The 21,981-nt window shown below is 50.5% G+C and carries 17 protein-coding genes; 6 read left to right on the top strand and 11 right to left on the bottom strand.

From position 1 onward, the window contains the following. Nucleotides 1–313: 313 nt before the first annotated feature. The gene (locus ACYVAD_RS06240; protein WP_461138619.1) at nucleotides 314–2,662 is read left to right on the top strand and encodes an alpha-L-rhamnosidase-related protein; all 2,349 of its coding nucleotides are present in this window, start codon (nucleotides 314–316) and stop codon (nucleotides 2,660–2,662) included. A 250-nt stretch (nucleotides 2,663–2,912) separates the two neighbouring features. On the opposite strand, the gene rho is transcribed toward ACYVAD_RS06240, so the two are convergent. Then, on the bottom strand, nucleotides 2,913–5,072 hold the full coding sequence (gene rho, locus ACYVAD_RS06235; protein WP_461138618.1) for a transcription termination factor Rho: 2,160 nt from the start codon (nucleotides 5,070–5,072) through the stop codon (nucleotides 2,913–2,915). A 637-nt stretch (nucleotides 5,073–5,709) separates the two neighbouring features. Between rho and ACYVAD_RS06230 the strand changes: the two genes are divergently transcribed. Genes ACYVAD_RS06230 through lptC form a run of 3 tightly spaced genes read left to right on the top strand, consistent with a single transcriptional unit; the run spans nucleotide 5,710 to nucleotide 8,389 of the window. Continuing rightward, entirely contained in the window at nucleotides 5,710–6,495 is a 786-nt protein-coding gene (locus ACYVAD_RS06230) for a type III pantothenate kinase (protein WP_461138617.1), read from the top strand. Continuing rightward, nucleotides 6,452–7,771: a hypothetical protein gene (locus tag ACYVAD_RS06225; protein WP_461138616.1), complete on the top strand. Its 1,320-nt coding sequence runs from the start codon at nucleotides 6,452–6,454 to the stop codon at nucleotides 7,769–7,771. Before ACYVAD_RS06230 ends, ACYVAD_RS06225 begins: the two co-directional genes overlap by 44 nt. Nucleotides 7,772–7,831: 60 nt before the next feature. Further along, on the top strand, nucleotides 7,832–8,389 hold the full coding sequence (gene lptC, locus ACYVAD_RS06220; RefSeq protein WP_461138615.1) for an LPS export ABC transporter periplasmic protein LptC: 558 nt from the start codon (nucleotides 7,832–7,834) through the stop codon (nucleotides 8,387–8,389). Between the two features lie 74 nt (nucleotides 8,390–8,463). On the opposite strand, the gene ACYVAD_RS06215 is transcribed toward lptC, so the two are convergent. The 10 genes from ACYVAD_RS06215 to ACYVAD_RS06170 form a co-directional block, all read right to left on the bottom strand. After that, complete coding sequence (locus ACYVAD_RS06215) at nucleotides 8,464–8,883, bottom strand: c-type cytochrome (RefSeq protein ID WP_461138614.1); 420 nt, start codon at nucleotides 8,881–8,883, stop codon at nucleotides 8,464–8,466. Next, on the bottom strand, nucleotides 8,880–9,488 hold the full coding sequence (locus ACYVAD_RS06210) for an SCO family protein (RefSeq protein WP_461138973.1): 609 nt from the start codon (nucleotides 9,486–9,488) through the stop codon (nucleotides 8,880–8,882). The genes ACYVAD_RS06215 and ACYVAD_RS06210 overlap by 4 nt, the downstream gene beginning before the upstream one ends. A gap of 25 nt (nucleotides 9,489–9,513) precedes the next feature. Then, complete coding sequence (locus tag ACYVAD_RS06205) at nucleotides 9,514–9,969, bottom strand: viral A-type inclusion protein (protein ID WP_461138613.1); 456 nt, start codon at nucleotides 9,967–9,969, stop codon at nucleotides 9,514–9,516. Between the two features lie 42 nt (nucleotides 9,970–10,011). Then, the gene (gene recN, locus ACYVAD_RS06200) at nucleotides 10,012–11,685 is read right to left on the bottom strand and encodes a DNA repair protein RecN (RefSeq protein ID WP_461138612.1); all 1,674 of its coding nucleotides are present in this window, start codon (nucleotides 11,683–11,685) and stop codon (nucleotides 10,012–10,014) included. Nucleotides 11,686–11,758: 73 nt separating this feature from the next. After that, on the bottom strand, nucleotides 11,759–12,667 hold the full coding sequence (gene porD, locus ACYVAD_RS06195) for a type IX secretion system protein PorD (RefSeq protein ID WP_461138611.1): 909 nt from the start codon (nucleotides 12,665–12,667) through the stop codon (nucleotides 11,759–11,761). 68 nt (nucleotides 12,668–12,735) lie between these two features. Next, a complete protein-coding gene (gene coaBC / locus ACYVAD_RS06190) occupies nucleotides 12,736–13,983 on the bottom strand; it encodes a bifunctional phosphopantothenoylcysteine decarboxylase/phosphopantothenate--cysteine ligase CoaBC (RefSeq protein WP_461138610.1) in 1,248 nt (415 codons plus the stop codon). A gap of 100 nt (nucleotides 13,984–14,083) precedes the next feature. After that, a complete protein-coding gene (locus ACYVAD_RS06185) occupies nucleotides 14,084–14,392 on the bottom strand; it encodes a DNA-directed RNA polymerase subunit omega (RefSeq protein WP_461138609.1) in 309 nt (102 codons plus the stop codon). 58 nt (nucleotides 14,393–14,450) lie between these two features. After that, nucleotides 14,451–15,371 carry an outer membrane protein assembly factor BamD gene (locus tag ACYVAD_RS06180; protein WP_461138608.1) on the bottom strand — a complete coding sequence of 307 codons (921 nt, stop codon included), beginning with the start codon at nucleotides 15,369–15,371 and terminating at the stop codon, nucleotides 14,451–14,453. Nucleotides 15,372–15,475: 104 nt separating this feature from the next. After that, a complete protein-coding gene (locus ACYVAD_RS06175) occupies nucleotides 15,476–16,132 on the bottom strand; it encodes a T9SS type A sorting domain-containing protein (RefSeq protein WP_461138607.1) in 657 nt (218 codons plus the stop codon). A 96-nt stretch (nucleotides 16,133–16,228) separates the two neighbouring features. Further along, complete coding sequence (locus ACYVAD_RS06170) at nucleotides 16,229–18,013, bottom strand: OstA-like protein (RefSeq protein ID WP_461138606.1); 1,785 nt, start codon at nucleotides 18,011–18,013, stop codon at nucleotides 16,229–16,231. 18 nt (nucleotides 18,014–18,031) lie between these two features. Between ACYVAD_RS06170 and tilS the strand changes: the two genes are divergently transcribed. Both tilS and ACYVAD_RS06160 read left to right on the top strand, forming a co-directional pair. After that, entirely contained in the window at nucleotides 18,032–19,396 is a 1,365-nt protein-coding gene (tilS, locus tag ACYVAD_RS06165; protein ID WP_461138605.1) for a tRNA lysidine(34) synthetase TilS, read from the top strand. A gap of 220 nt (nucleotides 19,397–19,616) precedes the next feature. Then, nucleotides 19,617–21,893, top strand: coding sequence for a carboxypeptidase regulatory-like domain-containing protein (locus ACYVAD_RS06160; RefSeq protein WP_461138604.1), 2,277 nt, complete (start codon nucleotides 19,617–19,619; stop codon nucleotides 21,891–21,893). The last annotated feature ends 88 nt before the right edge of the window (nucleotides 21,894–21,981 follow it).

Below are 21,981 nucleotides of genomic sequence, written 5' to 3'. Positions count from 1 at the left end.
TACTTGTTGTACATTCTTAACTGACGGGTATGAGTCTAAACGGTTTGCCGGAGCAAATGACCTGACCCCGTTGAGCCGGTTAACACCTCGTATACCCGTCTCACTGAGTCACAGAATTACGTTGAGGATCGGGTGCCGCGAATGTCAATGCCTGAGGTTTGGTCTCTAACGTTTTTTCGATAAGTTGCCACAGCGCTGGCTGACCGGTGGGAATCGGTTAACTCCTGGAAGACTGTGGCCTGCTGGTAATCATCTGACGATACCGAGACTCGACCGATTCGCTCTTTCATCCTACCCGAAACATACGTTACGAGTGAGAACGACAAACACAAAGCTGAATACAATCCCGCAGAAAACTGGCGGCCCGGCAGCCATATGGCTGCTTCTTGTTGTCTGGCTTTTGTCCTCAAAGCCCCTCTTTGCTCAACAACAGGGGCTACCAGGCTTTTGGATTTCTTCCGCTCAGGTGGGCGTTGACAAACCGAACACCTGGATCGCATTTCGGCGGGATTTCGTCTTAAAAAGAAAACCAAAGCAGGCAATTACGACCATTGCTGCGGATACGAAATACTGGCTCTGGATTAACGGTAACCTTGTTGTGTTTGAAGGCGGCCTTAAACGCGGACCTACACCCAAGGATACCTACTATGACCAGGTGAATCTTGAACCTTACCTTAAAAAAGGGGAGAACCGCATTGCCGTATTACTCTGGCATTTTGGAAAAGATGGTTTCTCGCATGTGAACAGCGGACGTGCCGGGCTCCTGCTCACGATGGAAACGGGAGGAGAGCTCTTGTACACTGACAAGAACTGGCTGTGTCGTGTTCATCCCGCTTACGGCACAACCGATGAACCATCACCCAATTTTCGCCTTCCCGAATCCAACATTCGTTTTGATGCACGTAACGATATTGCTGGTTGGCAAACAGCGCCAGTCAACGGTCTTTCCGGCTTCAACGCTGCGAAAGAGATCGGTCGCCCTGGCGATGCTCCCTGGCACGCCCTGGTAAAACGCCCTATTCCACAGTGGAAAGATTTTGGATTGAAAGACGCGTTACCTGAGCATCATCTTGGCAGCACCAGGGATACAATCATTGCCCGGTTGCCTTACAACATGCAGATGACACCGACGATCGTGATAAGCGATAGCGTAGGAGAGCATCTAGTCGGGATTGCAACCGATCACAGTAAAGCGGGAGGGACCAACAATGTTCGAGCTGAGTATATCACAAGAAAAGGCCTCCAGGAATACGAGTCGTATGGCTGGATGAATGGAGAGAAGCTACTGATTACGGTGCCTCCTAGCGTTAAAGTCCTGGCGGTTAAGTATCGCGAGACGGGCTATAATGCAGAACCCGCCGGCAGTTTTGTCGTCAGTGATGAATTTTACAATCAGTACTGGAAGAAAGCGCAGCGTACGTTATACGTCAATATGCGAGACAATTATTTTGATTGTCCTGACAGAGAACGTGCCCAATGGTGGGGGGATGTTGTACTGCTCATGGGGGAAAGCTTGTGCACCTATTCTACATTCACTCATGCTTTGATGCGTAAAGCAATCCTGGAACTGACGGCGTGGCAGCGAAAGGGAGGGGAGTTATTTTCCCCGATCCCCGGTAATTTCAATACAGAGCTGCCGGATCAAATGCTGACCAGTATTGGACGTTATGGCTTTTGGAACTACTACTTGAATACCAACGATCGTGAGGTTATTGAGAAGAGTTATTCCGGAGTGAAACGATACCTGGGGTTGTGGAAAACCGATGAGACAGGGCTCACGGTATTACGTAAGGGGGACTGGCTTTGGGGCGATTGGGGCGATAACAAGGATTTGAGGCTGATCATGGCTGGATGGCATTATTTGGCGCTGGAAGGAGCGGCAAACATGGCAGATCTGCTTGGGTACAATGACGATGCGGTTGCTTATCGTCAGGTTATGGAGCAGGTAAAAGCGGGGTACAATAAATGTTGGAACGGCTATGCCTACCGTCATCCAGCTTATCATGGCCAATCTGACGACCGCGCACAGGCTTTGGCGGTTATTTCCGGAATAGCCGACTCCGCAAAATATGACCCTATTCTTTCGCTATTGAAGACGCAGTTTCATGCTAGCCCTTACATGGAAAAATACGTAATGGAAGCCTTATTTGTTATGGGAAATGGGGACTATGCGCTGGAAAGAACGAAAAAACGGTTTGCCGACATGGTAAATACGCCTGAGTACACCACCTTGTTTGAAGGCTGGGGTATTGGCGAAAAAGGATTTGGTGGTGGGACAACCAACCATGCCTGGAGCGGAGGAGCCCAGATCGTTATTGCTCAATATCTATTTGGCATTAAACCGCTGGAAGCAGGATATAAAACATTCTTGATCGAGCCCAATCCGGCCTCACTCACCTCTGGGACGCTCAACGTTCCGACGGTACGGGGAATAGTGGGCTCTTCGTTCAAAAACGACACCAGTGGCTTTACATTGACTGTAACCGTTCCCAAAGAAACGACTGCAATCGTACGGCTTCCCGAGGGCTCAACCCTATACGTGAACAACAAGGTTTTGGAAGGCAGTCAGCTCGATGTGGAGAAGAAATGGCTGAAAGCAACCTACACAACATTCAAGCTTACTTCAGGTACGTATGAGATTAAGCGAGCGAAAGCGCTGTAATTGTTTCTATTAGATTGAGGTCGGTGAGCCATTTGAAAGCAATTCCTGAAAGTATCTGTCAAGAGCCGCTGCGAACGCCAAAGCTTAGATTTGGCGTTCGCAGCGGCTCTTTGATAAGGTGGCACAGCCATCCATTAAAACATAGACCAGGGTCGGAAGGGAAAGGCATTGGTTACCGTTACGTTAAAAACGAGAATCGTCCGGCTACAGTGCGTAACCGGACGATTCTCGTGTGATAGCAGATGACTGCTTATCGGTTCATCGAAATCAGGAACTCTTCATTGCTGCGGGTACCTTTCATCCGTTCGAGCAGGAAATCCATGGTTTCCATAGGATTCATGTCGGCCATGTGCTTGCGTAAAATCCAGACGCGTTGCAGCGTCTCCTTATCCAGCAACAGGTCTTCCCGGCGCGTACCCGACGCCATGACGTCGACGGCAGGGTAAACACGCTTATTGGCCAGTTTCCGGTCGAGCTGAAGCTCCATGTTACCAGTTCCTTTGAATTCCTCGAAGATAACTTCGTCCATTTTCGAACCAGTGTCGATCAGAGCCGTAGCAATGATAGTCAGCGAACCACCGTTCTCTACGTTCCGAGCCGCCCCGAAGAAGCGTTTCGGCCGGTGGAGGGCATTCGCATCCACACCACCCGACAGAATTTTACCGGATGACGGAACAACCGTATTATAGGCCCGCGCCAGACGGGTAATTGAGTCCAGCAGAATCACTACGTCGTGTCCACACTCAACCATGCGCTTGGCTTTTTCCAGGACCATACTCGACACTTTTACGTGGCGATCCGCCTGTTCATCAAACGTGGACGAAATAACTTCGGCGTTGACGCTGCGGGCCATATCCGTCACCTCCTCCGGACGTTCGTCAATCAGGAGAACGATGAGGTACACCTCTGGGTGGTTCTTAGTAATCGCGTTGGCAATCTCCTTCAGCAATACCGTCTTACCCGTTTTTGGCTGGGCGACGATCATGCCCCGCTGGCCTTTACCAATAGGAGCAAACAGGTCCAGTACTCGCGACGAGTAATTTTCCGGACGGTTGCTCAAATGAAGTTGCTCGTCGGGAAATAAAGGCGTCAGGTATTCGAACGGAATCCGGTCGCGGATCTCCTCGGTCGTCTTGCCGTTGACCGTCGATACCCGTAGGAGCGCGAAATATTTTTCACCTTCTTTCGGTGGCCGGATGGCGCCCCGTACCGTATCACCGGTTTTCAGGCCAAATAACTTGATCTGTGAGGGCGATACGTAAATATCGTCGGGGCTGGCGAGGTAGTTATAGTCAGCCGACCGCAGAAAGCCGTACCCACCGTCCTGCATAATTTCCAGCACACCTTCGTTGTCGATGATGCCATCAAACTCACGAATATGCTGATTATACTGCCGACGAATGCGGTTTTGGTATTCCTGGGCTTCCCGTGGGATCTGCTGCAACTGTGGTTGTTGTTGCGTAGCAGGTTGCTGATGCTGCGATTCGGTCGGGGATTCGGTTGGCGTAGTGACCTCCGATGTGGCCTCCTCGTTAGCCGATTGCATGTTGGCTGCGTTGTCGTTGGATACAACCGTTGGTGTCAGGAATTCATCTTCTGATGGTCCCTGGTAGCTAGCAGTCGTATCTTCAACGGGTTGCCGGTGAGTACGTGGACGTTGCCCGTCGCGTCGATTCGAGCTGTTTTCCCGGTTGTTATCAAGACGGGACCGGTTATTGTTATTGTCCCGTTGCTCCCGCTGGTTATCAGAAGTGCCGTCTGGCCGTGATGGCCGGGTACGATTCTGATCCGACCGGTTCGTATTGGAAAAGCGGCTTTCACGATTCTCGCGTGGCTCGTTCGTACGACCGCTAAAGCCGTTGTTCGCCCGGGGGCGTACTGAATGTTCTGGCGCTTCGGTCGGCTCAGTAGCTGCTTCCGATGGGGCAGTTGTAACCTGTGGCGTTTCAGCCTGTTGTGTCGTCTCAATTTGAGCGTCGCTGGGAAACGTGCCCGGTTTTGTCTCAACGCTTTCCGTTTCGGCCGTGGTCGTCATTCCATCCTCGGGGGTTGGCGCAGGCAGATCGGCAGCATCAGCATCCCGACGGACACGCTGACGGGTGCGATTGCTATCAGGACCGTCGACAGCTGCCGCGGACGTAGTCGCTTTCCGAGCTGGTTTAGCGGTGGCTGTACTATCCGTTTCAACGGCGGCCGGGGGAGTTTTCCGACGCGCCCGTTTTGGGGTGGCGTCGGCAGCTGATTCCGCTTCGGCTGGAGCTGCCGACTCCGGTTGTTCGGCCTGCTGACTCAGAATCTTATAAATCAGGTCTTTTTTCTGGAATTTGGTAGGGTCGCTGATTCCGAATTTCTCGGCAATCGGCCGAAGCTCGGATAAAAGCTTCGTATTCAGTTCTTCAATGTTGTACATACAGTGCAGGTTAGCAGTAAACCTTAAGAGAGCCGTCTGGGCGGTGAATGAGAAATGAGAGGTGCTGGACTACGCTATAATGAATGATGGGTAAGATCAAGGCTCGGCTGGCGCTGCATGACACGCTGTTACCAATAGCCTAAACTAGACTTCCAGGTTCAAAGAGTTACGTAATGAAAACAGGTCAAAATGCACGTTGGGGTGAGTATCCCGATTCAAACACGAAGATCCGGAGGAGCCGGATGGGGTGTTTTATCAAAATTTTTGAGAAAATGGCCGGTTCGCTGTAGACTACCGTTGCGCTTTTGTTGGAAAAGCCTGATTGCCACTATCGAAATGATGGGAGCAAATATAGTAGGTCGAACCACCTTTGTCAATACAACGTAGTGCCAACTGAAAATGTTTTTCAATTCTCCAGCGCTGCCCTTATTTAACGGGAAATTTCCGAAAAAGATCCCATTGGTTGTCAGGTAACGATACCAGGTGTCTGGATGCCTGACGGAAAGTGGGCAAATGTTGGCAAGGGGCGTTAAAAAAGCTTAAAAAAACAGAGTGGTGATACGGTTTCTTTTCCGGGTGGGCGTTACAACGTTACGCATTCGGGAGGGGTCTTGCTGGAAGCCACCGGCAATGAACTATGATAAATCTGGTTATCGACTGGGGGAACACCCGATTAAAAGCTGGCTGGTTTCGCGCTGGTCAGCTGACTGACGTAAGCCGATACGAGTCAATCGATGAATTGATAAAAGACATCACCGCGCGGCAAGCGATACAACCGATTAACCCGCACCTACTCGTGTCCTCAACCGCTCAATCGGCGGAGGTTATTGGGAAGGGGCTGGCAAAATTTGGTTACAAGACGTTCGTGTTGAGCGGACAAACACCATTACCTATACGTAACGCGTATGGTACTCCGCAGACGCTGGGGGCCGATCGGGTAGCGGCTGCGGTGGGAGCAGCCGCGCTGTTTCCAAGACGGGATTGCCTGATTCTGGATCTGGGAACCTGCCTGACCGCCGACTTGGTTGACCGGGAGGGGACATTTCAGGGTGGGCTTATCTCACCGGGCTTACGGATGCGGTTCCGGGCTATGCACGAGCAGACCGCGCGACTGCCGCTGATTGACTGGAAGGCCAATGAGCTATTGGCCTGGCCATCGCCGACGGCTAAAAATACGAGGGAGGCTATGTTGAGTGGTGTACTGAACGGACTGCTGCTTGAAATGAACGGACTCATTGATCAGTATCGCCACGATCGGCCGGAATTGGTTGTCGTGCTGTGTGGGGGCGACGCATCTGTCTTTGAAAGTCGTCTGAAACCCCCGATATTTGCAATGCCCGAATTGGTGCTTACTGGATTGAATCGAATATTACAGTATAATGTTGAGAATTTACAAGCGGATACGCCAGACGTTAACGCATAGCATACTGGCGCTTGCCGCTACGTCGCCGGTTGTCCTGGCGCAGGGATTGGGAAACGCTCCCTACTCATCACTGGGTATTGGCGAACTCTACAACCAGGGAAATGTCACCAATATGGGCATGGGCAATGTTGGCATCAGTAATGCCAGCTTGTTTCACCTCAATTTACAGAATCCCGCGCTGCTGGCCCGTCGGTCATTCCTGACGGTGTTTGAAGTAGGCCTGCAGGGACAGAATAAATCAATCAGCCAGAATTACAACGGGAGTACGCAGAATCAACGTGATTTCGGTGCCAACCTGGGATATCTGGCCCTGGCATTTCCGATCAATTCCCGCTGGAATATGTCGCTAAGCCTGAAACCGTACACCTACGTTGATTATACGAGTCAACAGTACCGGGTTATTCCCGGCACCACCTACCAGGCCGAATACAGCTATACGGGACGGGGTGGGTTGAACAAGGCTACGTTCGCTAATGGATTCCGGCTTACCAAAAATATCTTCGTTGGGGGAGAGGCTTCCTTTACGTTCGGAAACATTACCAATACGTCGGCCTCGCGGGTGATTGCCGGCGCTAATGCTACAACCAGCCTGGGTTCCACGCAGGTAAACCGCCTTGACCGGGTAAATTACAGTGATATCGTCTGGAAAGTGGGTGCTGCCTGGCGGCCAAAACTCAGTGAAAACTGGACGCTGAACCTGGGCGCTACCTACGACCCACAAACCCAAATCAACGGCCGCGAAACGAATATCTACCAGCAGTCCGTCTCGACGGGTGAAGCCATCTCCGCTGCCGATACCCTGCGTCTGAACACCTCAGGCCGGGCAACGCTGCCCCAGCAAATGCACTTTGGGGTGAGTATCGAAAAAAATAATACGTTACTGGTAGGGGTCGACGTCGGTTTACAGAAATGGAGCGAATTCCGAACGGTTCGGAATCAGACGGGTAATCTGCTGGACGCCATGACGGTTGCTGCCGGATTAGAATATACGCCAAAGGTCAGCTCGACGCGCTATTGGGATGTTGTTACGTATCGCCTTGGTTTCCAGTACAACCAGTTGCCGTATCAGGTCGGTGGTGTTCAGATTAATGACATTAATGGCAGCGCCGGTGTTTCACTACCCGTGGGCGCCTTCCGGGTAAACTATATTACGCTGTCGGTGGTCGGTGGTCAGCGTGGGGCGCTGATAGGTACTCAGATTCGGGAACAGTACGTCCGGATGGCGTTAGGTTTCTCGCTTAATGATCGTTGGTTCCGCAAGCAGGTTGTCGATTAAGGTCGAAAAACCAATTGACAACCGTGAGCGTTTCTCTGGTAAGTATCCACGAAGAAATCAATGAGTCAATCCCATCGGCACCTGCTGCCCGCTTTTCTTTTGCCGTGGCTGTGCTTCGGCCTAGTTAGTTGCGAAAGTCCGAAAGAGACAAAAAAGGTTGATCCGTATACTGGTCCCATTGAGGAAATCAACGACGTGCGCCTGCTTTACAGTGAAGCTGCCACGATGAAGGTAAAGCTAACGACCGCTAAACAACTTCGGTACGCTAACGATAATCGGAAATATCCTAAGCAGGTTAATATCATCTTTTACGATCAGAACGGGAAGGAAGAAACCAAGCTTCAGTCTGATTCGGGGAAATATGATAAGAATAAGGATCTGTACACGGTCATGGGACACGTGGTCGTGACTAAACTACAAAATCGGCAAAAAATGCTGACCGATTTGTTGAACTGGAGTCCGGTGACGAAGAAAATATATACGGACCTTCCCGTTACTATTCTAAGTCCCGAAACAGGCGAACGATTGCAGGGAATTGGTTTGGATGCCCCCCAGGACTTTTCTCGGTACTCCATCCGAAAAACGACGGGGATTTTCAATATTTCAACTACGCCTTGAGGCTGCTTAACAGAAAGGGGATCGCTGGTTAGCGATCCCCTTTCTGTTAAGCAGCCGAGATTTTACGTTATAGCTTATTTCTTACAGGCCTCCAGTACCGCCGTTACTTTCTTGACGTCGGTCAGGGTGTTTTCATTACCCCATTCGTTGTAGATATACGTTGTTAACTCCGCGATTTCGAGGTCGCTGAGTTGCGGCTGAGCAGGCATCGGGCGATTATATACCTTACCGTTTACGGTGACTGGTCCCTGCATTCCGTTCCGGATCAGGCAGATGACACTGTCTTTGTGCTGTAGATAATCCGAACCGGCCAGGGGCGGATAAAGGGCTGCCAGGCCCTCACCTTTGTTCTGATGGCAATTGGCGCAGTTGTTTTTGTAAATCAGAATTCCTTCGGTAATGTATTTCTGCCGTTTGATTTCCTGCTCACTCTGGCAACCGATCTGAATGGTTAGCAGGCCACCGAGTGCCAGTAGGGCGATACGTTGCTTCATGATTTGTATTCAGCCAGAAGCCGGTCAATATCCTGCATAAGTTTGTCGACGCCCGCTTCCGTCGTTCCGTCGTAGATGCCACGGATGTGTTTCTCCTTGTCGACCAGGATAAAGGCGCCACTGTGAACAACCCCACCGGGAGCCGACTTGTCTTCCTGCGCGGTTACCATGTAGCTGTTCTGACCTATATCGTAAATCTTGTCCCGGTCACCCGTAACGAACAGCCACTGCCGGCCTGTTACGCCCAAATTGTCGGAAAACTCTTTCAGTACGGCTACCGAATCGTGGGCCGGATCAATCGTGTGCGAGAGCAGCATCACGTCCGGGTTACCCTTGAACTTCTCATACACCCGCTTCAGCTGCACTTTCATTTTTGGACAGATGGTAGGGCAGGTGGTAAAGAAAAAATCCGCTACGTACACTTTGTCGTTGAGCGCTTTCTGCGTTATCGTGTCACCGTATTGGCTGACAAAGGCGAAATCAGGAATGGCCTGGTAAGCGGTGTCGGTGACGGTTTTTCCATCCACTGTTTTTGTGACGGCTTCCCGCTGGCCAAGGATTGGTAACTTGTCAGGCGAGGTACTACAGGCAACTGCTGCCAGCATCAGGCCGGTGGCCAGGGCTGATAGGTTACTGCTTCTCCAGAAACTGCTGGGCTTGCTCAATACTGGTATTAACTTTTGTTTTAACATCGGTAATCTGATCTTTCTGCGCGGCCAGATACCGCAGCGCATCGTCGGTGGAAATTTTGGCCAGGGTATCGTTGTTGTACCGGGCCATCCAATTCGTCATCAGGGTGTCGGCAACAGTCAGGTCCTGCATCAGTCGGGCAGCCTGGGTTCGCTCCTCGTCAGTACGAATTGTGGCAGCAGCAGAACCACTTGCTTTCAGACTATCTAGAGTAGCAATCCGCTGGTTCAACTCTTTACGTAACCGAAATAGGTCATCCAGCTTGGGCATTACGTCATCATGAATAGCAAAAACCTCATTTTCGGCATTACTAACCGTTTCATTGTCTGATTGACAGGAACTGATGACGCCATTGCCAATAATCAGCAGCATTGCCATTAAGACTGGTATTCTCATTCGAAGGGGGTAAATTTTGTAATGGCTAGTTTTAGTGGAGGCTTACTTCACCAAAGCTGATGTACGTTGTTTCAATATCTCGCGGGCACTCTTGACCGCGCTTGGAGTTGGTGTTTTGCCGCCAATCATCTGCGCAATTTCGTTTACTCGCTCGTCGAATGTCAGCTTGCGGATACGGCTAACGGTTTTATCCGCCGAGTGATCTTTGTACACGAAGTAATGCGCCGTTCCCTGCCCGGCAATCTGATGCAGGTGCGTGATGGCAATGATCTGGTGACTGTGCGCCATATCTCGCATCATGTTCCCCATCTTGATAGCAATTTCACCCGAGACCCCCGTGTCAATCTCATCGAAGACAATCGTTGGGAGCGAGCGTTTGCTGGCCAGGATGTATTTTATCGCCAGCATCAACCGGGAGAATTCTCCCCCCGATGCTACGTTCTTAAGTTGCTGTGGTTTAACGCCCTTGTTCGCGCTAAACAGGAACGTAATGGTGTCGATGCCCGTAGAGCTTGGCTTGCTGATTTCTGACTTGATCTCCAGTGATGCGTTTGGCATCCCAAGGTCATGCAACAGGCTGCTGATTTCCTCTTCGATGGGAGTCAGGACTGCCTGGCGGGCCGAGGAAAGCGTATCTGCGCTAACCTGCAACTGGGTCCGGGCAGTTTCAGCCTGGGCTTTCGCTGCTGCCAGATTATCGTCCAGATTCAGTACTTTACTTACCTTCTGCTCCAGTTCATCACGCAAGTTGATCAACTCGGCCACGTTCTTTACCTGATGTTTGGTTTGTAGTTGATACAGCAGGTTCAACCGCTCGCGGATGGTCTCAGCTCGGGTATCGTCGATATCAACCCGTTCCTGTTCGGTACTGATCTCGTCGGCTAGGTCGCGAAGTTCGATCAGACTGCTTTGCGCCCGCTGCTGCAACTGCTCGTACTGGTCGGAAATCTTACTGACCGAAGCGAGGTTACTAACGGCACTCTTCAGAAAATCAATAACCGATTGTTCCGTATTATCGAGGTATTCGTACGCCAGCTGTAGGCGCTCTTTGATCTCCTCGGCGTTTTCCAGAATGGTTAGCTCCTGCTCCAGGGTTTCCTGTTCGTTGGCCTGCAACTGAGCTTTAGCGAGTTCTTCGTACAAGAAATTGTTGTAATCGAACTCTTTACGCATGGCCGATGCTTCGGCTACCAACTGATCGTATACGGATTTATAACCGCGGTACGACTGATAATCCGAGCGATATTTTTTGAGCAGATCATCGTCCTGCGCGTAGGTATCTACAATTTCAAGCTGGTACTCGTTCGAGCCCAGCAAGACGGAATCGTGCTGGGAATGAACATCCATCAACTGGCTTGTAATGCGCCGGAGCGTTTCCAGGTTAACGGGAGTATCGTTCACGAACGCCCGTGATTTACCACTGATGCTGATTTCCCGGCGGACAATGCAGGTATCGGTGTAATCTAATTCTTCTTCGTCAAAAATGCGCTCGATCTGGTAACCCGACACCCCGAATGATCCTTCGATCACGCATTTTTTCTCGGGATTGAACAAAACCCGCGTGTCTGCCCGATTGCCCATGAGTAACCCAATGGCACCCAGCATAATCGATTTACCAGCTCCCGTCTCCCCCGTGATGATATTCAGCTCACGGTCGGGAACCAGTTCGAGTTCGTCAATCAGCGCGTAATTCTTTATTAATAAGTGCGATAGCATAAGTGAAGCTCCTTACTTAACTAACAATGCAGGCTGTTACCCGGTTCAGCTTCAGTCAGCTGAATTCCCGTGTCTAAAGCGTTAATTTTCGGTAAAGTTCCGTCTTGGCGGGGTCCAGGTAGGAGAGCAGATCGAAGGCTCGCTTTCGCTCAGTGGGTGTACCCTCGTACAGAATGTTGTATAATTCCTGCCCTTTGGCGTCGAAGAACGAGTTAATGAGCACAGAGTTAGGTAGTTGCAGGCCTATCGTGCGAATTGTATTCAGCAGGTCAAGCGTCTGTTTCCGAACCTGAACGGGATTGGTCGCAAATACGTCCAGGCCTAGCCGATGATAGGTGTACAGGCCGTCGCGAAAGGGTAACAACTGTTGGTTCTGCAAATTCTCGATCAGCCAGTACCGGCTCCGGCGGTCGCCCCCTGTCTGCCACGCTCCATTGACCGACCCCTGCTGAGCCAGCGTCATGATCGTAAACGCCTGCTGCACGAAAATACCACCCCCCTGCTTGCTGAACGTATCGTAGTCCATCGCCAGAATGACGTTGGCGTAAAACGCCAGCATGGATGTCAAGTCGTCGGAAAACTGATTTTCCCGGTAATAGACCGGTGTCGTAGGCAGGTAAACGAAGTTAAATGAGCGATCAACGTAGTTGAGAATCGTCGTCTCGTAATTGGTACCATAAACCGGCCGGGTGGCAATGATCTGAGCTGTTGCTTCGAAAGCTCCCAGTTGCAGCGATTTAACCAGGTTTATGTTGAGCGAGCAGTTGATGCGTTCGGAAGGAGAAAACTGGTCGTTGCTCCAGCGCCGGTTGTTCATTAGCTCGGTAATGAGCCCCTTCAGTTGATTGACGTAGGACACGTCAATTTTCTGCTGCGCAAATAACTGATCCGTATTGATTGTCACCTGGCAGTTTAACTCCTGCGCATTGGCCCGTACCAGACCAACTACAAAAAAGGCGAGGAGTAATTTGACTACATTCATACCGGTATAAAATGGAGGTAACGCAAAAATAAGCTAATCTAAGCGACTGCGAATGACAGTTGAGTTGATCATTGAGGAAGCAGTGACGGCTGCTTTTCCTGCAGCTTGGCCACAACCAGACCAACCAAATCCTGCGCTACGTCATCCTTCGATTTGAGCGCAAATTCGCGGGTTTGTTCGTCTTTATCAATAACGGTAATCTTATTCGTATCGTGTCCGAAGCCTGCCCCCGCGTCGCGTAACGAATTGAGGACAATCCAATCCAAATTCTTTGATTTGAGCTTGCCAAGGGCGTTATCCAGTTCATTGTTTGTTTCCAGCGCAAACCCCATCAGCCACTGATCGGGTCGCTTTTGGGCCCCCAACGTAGCGGCAATGTCGACGGTACGCGCCATCTCCAGCGCAAAGACCGATTCTTTCTTTTTCAACTTCTGATCGGCCGGATGCGCGGGTGTATAATCGGCCACGGCTGCACTCAACACCGTTACGTCCGCACGTGAAAATGCAGTCAGGGAAGCATCCAGCATTTCCCGTGCCGTTCGTACGTCGATCCGGGTAACCCGTGAGTCGGGGAGGGGTAGCGCTGTAGGACCGCTAACGAGCGTCACCGAGGCACCAGCACGGGCGAAAGCGCCAGCGATAGCATACCCCATCTTACCCGTCGAGTGGTTGCTGACGTAACGTACCGGATCGATAGGTTCCTGGGTCGGGCCGGCCGTAATCAATACGTGCTTGCCGACCAACGGACCCGTTGCTAGCTGCTGCGCAAAGAACGTATCAAGTACCTGACAGATCGTTTCGGGTTCCGCAAGGCGTCCTTCACCAACCAGACCACTGGCCAGTTCGCCATGTTCAGCTTTGATAATATGATTACCAAACGAAATAAGTCGGTGCAGATTCGCTACGGTCGCCGGATGCTGGTACATATCTAGATCCATAGCAGGGGCGAAGAAGACCGGGCAACGCGCCGATAAATAAACCGCCGACAACAGGTCATCGCAGAGACCCTGCGCGCAGCGGGCCAGCGTATGAGCCGATGCAGGGGCAACGATAAGCGCATCAGCCCACAGCCCCAGGTCAACGTGGTTATTCCAACTTCCGTCATCTCCGCGAACAAACGTGGACAGAACTGGGCGCTTCGACAACGTTGCCAGCGTGAGGGGCGTAATAAACGTCTGGGCAGCCTGCGTCATAACAACCTGCACGTCAGCGCCAGCTTTAATCAGCAACCGAACCAATAGGGCTGACTTATACGCGGAAATACTTCCTGTCACGCCAAGTAGCAGTCGTTTTCCCCGAAGTTGTGTGAAGTTCATACGTAACAATGATATGCATGGCCTACTACACCTGATTCAATAAAAAACCGCACGGCAGCAATACCGTGCGGTCATGTATCGGCAGCGGCCGGGCAGCTGATTAAAGCTCTTCGTCGTTGTAGCGCCAGTATACTTTGCCTTCCAGAAACTCGTCGGTAGCCGTCGAAGTAGGTTTCGGCATCCGCTCGTAGAATTTCGAAATTTCAATTTGTTCCCGGTTTTCGAACACTTCTTCAAGGTTGTCAACCGCCGAAACGAACTCCGACAATTTGTTGCTGAGCTCTTCTTTGTTCTTCGTCGAAATCTGCCGGGCGCGTTTCGAGATGATCGATACTGACTCGTACAGGTTGCCGGTGAAAACGGCAATCTTATCGTTGTCGCGGGTAATGATGGATTGGTTCGTTGCCATGTTGTAATAGACTATGTAAACGTGACTGCCAGGCAGACCACGGGTGATAGACAAATGATTAATTTGATGCGGTAGTAACTTTAGCCGGGCGGCTTGGATCGGTTGCCTTACGTTTCTCCTGCTCGCGTTGCTTTTCCTGTTCGCGCTCCTGCTCCAGTTTGTTCAACCGCTCAATTTCTTTCTGGCTGGTTTCGTACATTTTCTCCGTCTGCTTCACATAACTGCTCTGCGGATACTTGTCCACGAATTCCTGATGAAAACTCATAGCTTCCTGATAACGTTCCTTCTGCTTCGTCTCCAGGCTATTCTGCGCCAGACTGAATTCAGCGTCGACTTTCAGAAAAGCCAGTTCTTCGTTGTATTCTGAATCCGGGAATTCCTTCTGGAAGTTATTAATGGCAATGACCGCAGACTTGTAGGAAGCAATGTTGAAACCACTGGTTTTGAAATACAACTTCGCTTTCTCGTAAGACTTTCGCTCCAGCTTCTTGCGAAGGTCCATGATGTACTGGGTTGCTTCAGGCTTGTATTCACTGTCTGGGTAAGCATTCAGGAAATCCTGCAAAGCCGAAGTCGCAGTCAGTGTGTTCGACTGATCCAGGTTGTACTGGGGAGTGTCTTTGTAGAGCGACTTCGCATAGAGATACATAGCCTCCTGGGCGTGATCACTCCGGGCAAAGGTTTCATAGAATTTTTTAAACAACGTAGCACTCAGCAGATACTGTTGCTGATTGTACTGCGTATAAGCGTAGTAGAACTGCGCCATTTCGGACTCCGTACTTCCTTTCAGAACCGGAATCAATTCTTCGAACAGCAGGCCAGCGTGGTACCAGTCTTTTTTCTGATAATACTCCGTGGCGGCTTTATATTTTTCGGCATCGGTTCCACTCTTCTGCAGTTTGTTAAACGACCCGCAGGCGCTCACGAGCACGGCAAAGCAGAGCCCCAGAAGAATATTAACGACAAAACGGTTTTGCATACGATACAAAGATACGGAAAAAAGTACAGGCTACACCGTTCTAACGACGAGGTAGCCTGTATAGTGCCGAAAACCGGTCTTGATTAACCTAATTTAACAGAGGATTACTGATGGCGAACGATCAGTCGTTTGGTGGCGACCTTCTTGCCATCAACGGTAAGCTGATACAGGTAATAACCAGTAGCCAGGTCACGTGTCTGCATCCGTAGTGTATGATCGCCGGGTTCCATGTTGTATTCAGCCACTGGAGAGCCAAGCAGGTTCAGTAACACCATTTTGGCTTCACTGACTGGACCCGTCAACTGATAATCGACTTCTGCAATGTTATCAGCAGGATTTGGATACGCATTGGACACTCTGATGTGTTCATTGAGAAACATCCGTTCTTCCGCTGTCCGTTCCTGATTACTCACCAAACGGGATTCCGTTGCAGTAGCTGAGCTGCTTTCTGTCGTCGCAGTGCGGGGCGCGGTTTTTGACGATGAACGAGCGACCATCAGCGAGCGGTAGTGTTCGTTGATAGGCGCGTTTTTGTGAATATTGACCGGCCGGTCAGAGTGGACCGTCGCCGGATTAGGTACGATGGAGAAGCGCTGGGATGACAGCGTCGGCACCGTCTTTTTCGACGTGCTGCCTGTGCGGCCCAGTTCAAGTCGGCTACCACGCGCTGCGTCGGAATCCCGGGGCGTCACCTGCGCCTGAAGTGGGATTGTTGCCGCGAGCAAACCCGTGAGTACACCAATAAGTATAAGTTGTTTCATGTAAATCTATTTCGGGTACGCATCTATTCACCACAAACCTATGCTCAGCAAAAGAGAAAGTCAACGATGAAAAATTTAAAAAATTGTTAAAAAATCCTAACGAGCATTTATTTGAACCGGGTTGACGCCCAAAGGTTTAATCGGAACCTTACTTTTTGCCGGTTTTTTTATCGCTGGTTTACCTGCTGGTAGTATTTCCTGCCACAAAACTTGTGCCCGATTTGGTTTTTCCGTGTCTCGCCACCGAAATCCGTCCAGTTGCTGGCTGTCTTCAGTGAACTCTTTGGGCGGAATCAACTGGGCATCAGGCCGTCCGTAAAAGCGGATCTGACCTACTTTATTATTTGCAAATTCCAGATTCATCTTACTGCACTCAACGTGGTTCAGACCAATCATCTTATTTTTATCGTCCAGTGCGTAATAAATGCTCTGTCCATTTCCTTCCACAATGACCCGTTCGAGGGCCGTTTCCTGTTGAACGGTGGTCGTCGATTTCGGGGATGCTGTGTTAGTAGTCAATACGCCATTGGCCGTCCCGTTCGTTGCAGTGGTCGATTGACTTTTTCCTGAAATCGGCTTACCACTTGCTGTGGAATCCGTAACGGGTGTAGTCTTCGTACCAAAATAAGCGGTAATGACCCGGCCTTTTACCTGGTTGAAATTCTGTAAGGTATCGAGTGACACGACGAATGATCGGGTTTTCAGGAACATCGTGTGAATTCGATTGTTCTTGAGCAGTGCCCGCATTGAATCGGCCTCCAGCTGGTATTTGTTCTGGCTCCAGACGATGGGCTTTTTGTAAAAATAGATGGTCGAGTCCGCCGTGTCGTAAATGAGTGAGTCACATTTGCTCTGTAAATCAGACTTGTAGACAAAGACGTTTTTCTGACCCAGCAGTCGGCGGGTGTTGGTCAGCTTATTGTCGTACGAAAACAGCGTGTCAGCGCGCAGGTAAAGCGTGTCCTGCTGGCTGGCCACCGTTTTTGCTACAGGGTGACCAACAACGCGCGAAATGCCTATCTTCCCATTATAACGAACGTGATCACCTGTGATGACCGCCTTTTTATCTTTGGCTACCATAATGACGTTGCCATCGGCAATGCCCAGATCGGCCACATTGTCGTAATACAGCGAATCGCCCGTGATACGGTATTTGGGCGTCTCGACGGTAGCCCGACGCTGAAAGTTGGAAACCCCCGTTGTCGTATTGTATTGCCCAGCAATAGCGGTCAGGATACCGTCTTTGTTAACAATGCGGGTTGGCCCCTGAAACGTGGCAATTCGGGAGTTGGAATTATACAGCAGAGAATCCGCCGTCAGCGTACCTTTGGGGTTGACCAGCCGAACGTTCTGGCGGAACGTAAATAGCTTGGTGCGCGTATCGTAGAAACCTTCGCGGCTTGTTAGGACGTTTTCTTTGTCGACGATTCGGCCCGGCGTCGGGTAGTGCGCTATGCCGGAAGCCATGTCGTAGTCCAATTGCGCGGTGGTCAGCGTCATTTTCCGGTCGCGCATAATCACGTGGCCGCGCATATTGGCCTGCCGGGTAGCACCATAATAGTACATGGTATCCCCCCGCAGGTTTATAGTGTCCCCTTGTACAATGCGAACATTGCCATAGGCCTCAATAACGTTCGTTGTTACGTTCTGTACAGCAAGATCGCAGTACATGAGTACCCCTTTATGGCGGAATCTGACGTTATTGTACAATCGACGGATGACTTGTCCAGGCTTATTTTCGAACACTAAGCTGTCAGCGCCGGGAGGAAGCAGTTCGACTTTATCCGTTGGATTACCCGTCTGCGCCAGCGCTTCGGACGGAAAGAGGGCCGGGCTGAGCAGGATGGTAATGACGAATACGTGAAAAAGCAGACGAAACATGGGCACAAAACTACGGCTTTGAAAGAAGACCAAATGATTGAACAGGCTTTTTTAGGATTTATTAACGACAATCAGCTCCTTAATTTTAGTGAACGAACCTTATTAGCCGTTAGCGGTGGACTGGATTCGGTAGCCATGGCTGAACTATTCTATCGAACGAAGTGCTCATTTGCGGTTGCGCACGTCAATTTTGGCCTGCGCGGTGATGAATCGGATATTGATGCCGTTTTTGTACAAAACAAAGCGGAACAGTACGGGGTTCCTTTTCATCTTATACGATTCGATACGCAGGCTGAAGCGAATAATCGGGGTATTTCGATTCAGATGGCCGCCCGTGAACTGCGTTACAACTGGTTTGCAGCCGTATGCCAGCAATATAATTATTCCACTGTGGCTACCGCCCACCACCAGAACGATGTTCTGGAAACTGTACTGCTCAACCTGACTCGCGGAACCGGCCTGGCCGGGCTGCACGGCATTCTGCCCAAACAGCCTGGTATCATTCGGCCGTTGCTGTTTGCTACGCGCCAGCAACTGGTCGACTACGTAACGAAAGAGCAATTACCATACCGGGAAGATCAATCGAATGCGGAGGATAAGTATGCGCGTAATCGCATCCGGCACCAGGTTACGCCCGTGCTGACGGCGCTGAACGCTGGTTTCTGGCCAACTTTTGCGCGTACTGTTGAACGTTTCCGGGCGGCCGACGCGCTGGTGCAGCGTGAACTGGACCAATCCTGGCAGTCAATTACCTACCAAAAAGACCAACAGACCCTGGTATCCATTGAACGGCTTACTTCGTTGCCCGAGCCAGCCTTTCGACTGGGCGAATGGCTAAAGCCCTTTGGTTTTACCACTGATCAGGTCGCTAATATGGTCAGGGCACTATCGAGTCCGGCGGGGCAGGTGTTTCGGTCAGGAACTCATCAGTTAACGCACGAACGAAATACACTGGTACTGGAACCGTTACGGTCGACGACTCCCATTTTATTGATATTGACCGACTGGCCAGTAGATACTCTAAGACTATCCGATATGTATCAGTTAGAAAGTGAGTTGTCCGAAAAGGAGCAGGAGTTTATGCCCACTGCTGATGCGAACGTGGCCTGGCTGGATGCCGACAAAGTTTGCTTTCCGCTGACCATCCGGACCTGGCAGCAAGGTGACCGTTTCCGACCGTTGAATCTAAAAGGAAGTAAACTGGTAAGTAACCTGCTGAACGATCTGAAAGTGAGTCAGCGAGAACGGGAACAATGTCTGGTGATGCTATCAGCAGGTGAAATCGTCTGGGTGATGGGTTACCGGATTGCGCATAATTTTCGTATTACTGACGCTACTACGAAAAAAATTAGATTACGGATTAAGCCATCAAATGACAGGTAAGGATCAGTTAAGTAGGCTACTTCGATAAAGTTGATTACTTTTTAAAAGGAGTAATTTCTTACAAAAGACACTTTGGATAACTTGTTGTTCGCAATCTTTTTGGATTACAAAAGTTGTACTTTTAACCAGCCAATCCAGCTAGACAGCCTGCTTTTTGACTCTGGCATTTTATTTGTTCAAGGTTTGCGGCAGGCCCATTGATACTAACAGAATGATTTTTATGAAGCAATATGTACGGGGTGTGCTGGTGGTCAGTCTCATGGTATGGGGGCTGGCAGCGCAGGCACAGAGTGCGAAGTTACGAGCAGCCAACAAGCAGTTTGAGGATCTCAGCTACGTTAACGCCGTACGGTCGTACGAGGATTTTTTGACTACGGACAAGAAGAAAGAAGCCGCCGAAACGAAGGAAGCGCTGGTTAAATTAGGGTATAGTTACCGCAAGCTACAGGATACACGTAACGCCGAACGCATTTACGAAAAGCTGGTCAAAACCTATCCGGACCTGGATAGTGAAATCTATTTATATTATGCGCAGTCGCTGGCTGCCAACAGCAAATACCGCGACTCGCAGAAGATGTACAGCAAGTACGGCGAGAAGCAGGGGCAGGACCTGCGCGGAAAACGGTTCACCGTGTCGTACATGGACATGAGCCGCTACTACCAGGATTCTGCGTCGTATCAGCTTCGTAACCTGCCCATCAACTCTCGTCAGGCTGACTTCAGCCCGATGTATTACAAAAACGGGATTGTGTTCGTGTCAGCTCGCGATGAGTCGGGGCCGGTGAAGCGCGTTTTTGCCTGGAATCAGACGCCATTTCTTGATCTTTACTTTCACCCGGATACAAATCAGCTGCACGTTCCAGCAAACGCGCAACCTGCCCGGGCCGCCGTGATTGGTGGTGGGGACGTAACGAAAATGGCCAAGCCTGATTCGGCCGCTGACCAACAGCCATTGACGAAAGCGGAGATTTTCAGCCGGACGTTGAATACCAAGTACCACGAAGGGCCAATGACCTTTTCGAAGGATCAGAACTTTATTGTATATACCCGTAACAACACCAGTAAAGGCAAATCCGGCAAAAGCTCGGATGGGATCAAAAAGCTGAAGCTCTATTCATCAGTTAATAAAAACGGCAAGTGGGAGGACATTCAGGAGCTGCCGTTCAACAGCAATGAATATTCCGTTGGACACCCGGCTTTTTCGCCTGATAATGCCCGAATGTACTTTGTCTCTGACATGCCCGGTGGTTACGGTGGTACGGATATTTACGTAGTCGAATACGTCAACGGCAAATGGGGTACTCCGGTTAACATGGGCAAAGAGATCAATACGGAAGGCAACGAAATGTTTCCGTTCGTTGACGACAACGGTTATTTGTACTTCTCGTCCGACGGACACGAAGGCTTGGGTGGCCTCGACGTATTTCTGGCTGAACTAAAAGAAGGTATTGCCTATAAGGGAGTACAAAACGTGGGGGCGCCCATCAATTCGGAAAAGGATGACTTTGGCTTTATCACCGACCGCAATCGGACGAGTGGTTATTTCAGCAGCAACCGGACCAAGGGCGTGAGCGATGATGATATCTACTCTTTCCGTCGGACCTGCAAACAGTTGAACATCTTCGTATACGACGCCAAAACCGGTACACCACTCGAAAATGCGGACGTACGCGTTATTCGGAACACCACTAACCAGGAGTTGCGACTGACCGACGTAAAAGGGCGGATGGATCTGTGTCTGGAGCCAAACATGGAGTACGAGTTCAAGGCCATTAAAGAAGGATTTGCCATGAACAGCGTTCGGTTCTCGACGCTAACGCAGTCGCCCCGGCCTGTTCTGAATGTCTCCATCTACCTGCAACGTTCGGAGAACACCCTTGTTAAGGGTGTAGTCAAGACCGAGGTGAATCAGCAACCCGCTTCGGGCGTGAAGGTGACGCTACGTAACGACAAGGACAAATCTGAGCAGACCATTACGACCGGTCCGGACGGCGGGTATGAGTTCGATGTGAAACCGAACGCACCGTACACCATCACCGCCGAGAAAAACCAATACGCCACCAAGAAAGCACAAATCGCCAAGAGCAAACCCAAAACCAAGGTTGTCACAGATTCGCTGGGCTTGTATGGGGTAGGAGACGTATTTCAACTGAAAAACATTTATTACGATTTAAATCGGTTCTTCATTCGGCCTGATGCGGCCAAAGAACTGGATCGGGTGCTGGCGGTGCTGAAAGAATACCCGACGATGAAAATCGAAATGAGATCGCATACAGACGCGCGTGCTACAGATGCTTATAACATGCGTTTATCGGAAAACCGGGCGCGGGCCGCTAAAGATTATCTGGTGTCGCGTGGCATTGATGCTGAACGAATTGCCGCACAGGGCTACGGCGAAAATGAAATTCTGAACGGTTGCGTAGACGGTGTGCAGTGCACTGAGAGCGAGCACCAGAAGAACCGCCGAACCGAATTTAAAGTCATTTCAGTTCAGTAGAATAAGAGACTATCTTGATCAGCGCAGGCCGTACGACCTGCGCTTTTTTTATGGAAGCAATTGACGGAGTATACGCATCAAAACAGTT

It is taken from the genome of Spirosoma pomorum, assembly GCF_054776615.1.
The sequence above is the reverse complement of the archived record's forward strand: the minus strand, read 5'-3'. Positions and strand labels throughout refer to the sequence as shown.

What these genes read in the sequence shown, in the direction of transcription:
- rho (WP_461138618.1), bottom strand. Translation starts at nt 5,072, where the DNA reads ATGTACAACATTGAAGAACTGAATACGAAGCTTTTATCCGAGCTTCGG.
- ACYVAD_RS06230 (WP_461138617.1), top strand. Translation starts at nt 5,710, where the DNA reads ATGATAAATCTGGTTATCGACTGGGGGAACACCCGATTAAAAGCTGGC.
- ACYVAD_RS06225 (WP_461138616.1), top strand. Translation starts at nt 6,452, where the DNA reads ATGTTGAGAATTTACAAGCGGATACGCCAGACGTTAACGCATAGCATA.
- lptC (WP_461138615.1), top strand. Translation starts at nt 7,832, where the DNA reads ATGAGTCAATCCCATCGGCACCTGCTGCCCGCTTTTCTTTTGCCGTGG.
- ACYVAD_RS06215 (WP_461138614.1), bottom strand. Translation starts at nt 8,883, where the DNA reads ATGAAGCAACGTATCGCCCTACTGGCACTCGGTGGCCTGCTAACCATT.
- ACYVAD_RS06210 (WP_461138973.1), bottom strand. Translation starts at nt 9,488, where the DNA reads ATGCTGGCAGCAGTTGCCTGTAGTACCTCGCCTGACAAGTTACCAATC.
- ACYVAD_RS06205 (WP_461138613.1), bottom strand. Translation starts at nt 9,969, where the DNA reads ATGAGAATACCAGTCTTAATGGCAATGCTGCTGATTATTGGCAATGGC.
- recN (WP_461138612.1), bottom strand. Translation starts at nt 11,685, where the DNA reads ATGCTATCGCACTTATTAATAAAGAATTACGCGCTGATTGACGAACTC.
- porD (WP_461138611.1), bottom strand. Translation starts at nt 12,667, where the DNA reads ATGAATGTAGTCAAATTACTCCTCGCCTTTTTTGTAGTTGGTCTGGTA.
- coaBC (WP_461138610.1), bottom strand. Translation starts at nt 13,983, where the DNA reads ATGAACTTCACACAACTTCGGGGAAAACGACTGCTACTTGGCGTGACA.
- ACYVAD_RS06185 (WP_461138609.1), bottom strand. Translation starts at nt 14,392, where the DNA reads ATGGCAACGAACCAATCCATCATTACCCGCGACAACGATAAGATTGCC.
- ACYVAD_RS06180 (WP_461138608.1), bottom strand. Translation starts at nt 15,371, where the DNA reads ATGCAAAACCGTTTTGTCGTTAATATTCTTCTGGGGCTCTGCTTTGCC.
- ACYVAD_RS06175 (WP_461138607.1), bottom strand. Translation starts at nt 16,132, where the DNA reads ATGAAACAACTTATACTTATTGGTGTACTCACGGGTTTGCTCGCGGCA.
- ACYVAD_RS06170 (WP_461138606.1), bottom strand. Translation starts at nt 18,013, where the DNA reads ATGTTTCGTCTGCTTTTTCACGTATTCGTCATTACCATCCTGCTCAGC.
- ACYVAD_RS06160 (WP_461138604.1), top strand. Translation starts at nt 19,617, where the DNA reads ATGAAGCAATATGTACGGGGTGTGCTGGTGGTCAGTCTCATGGTATGG.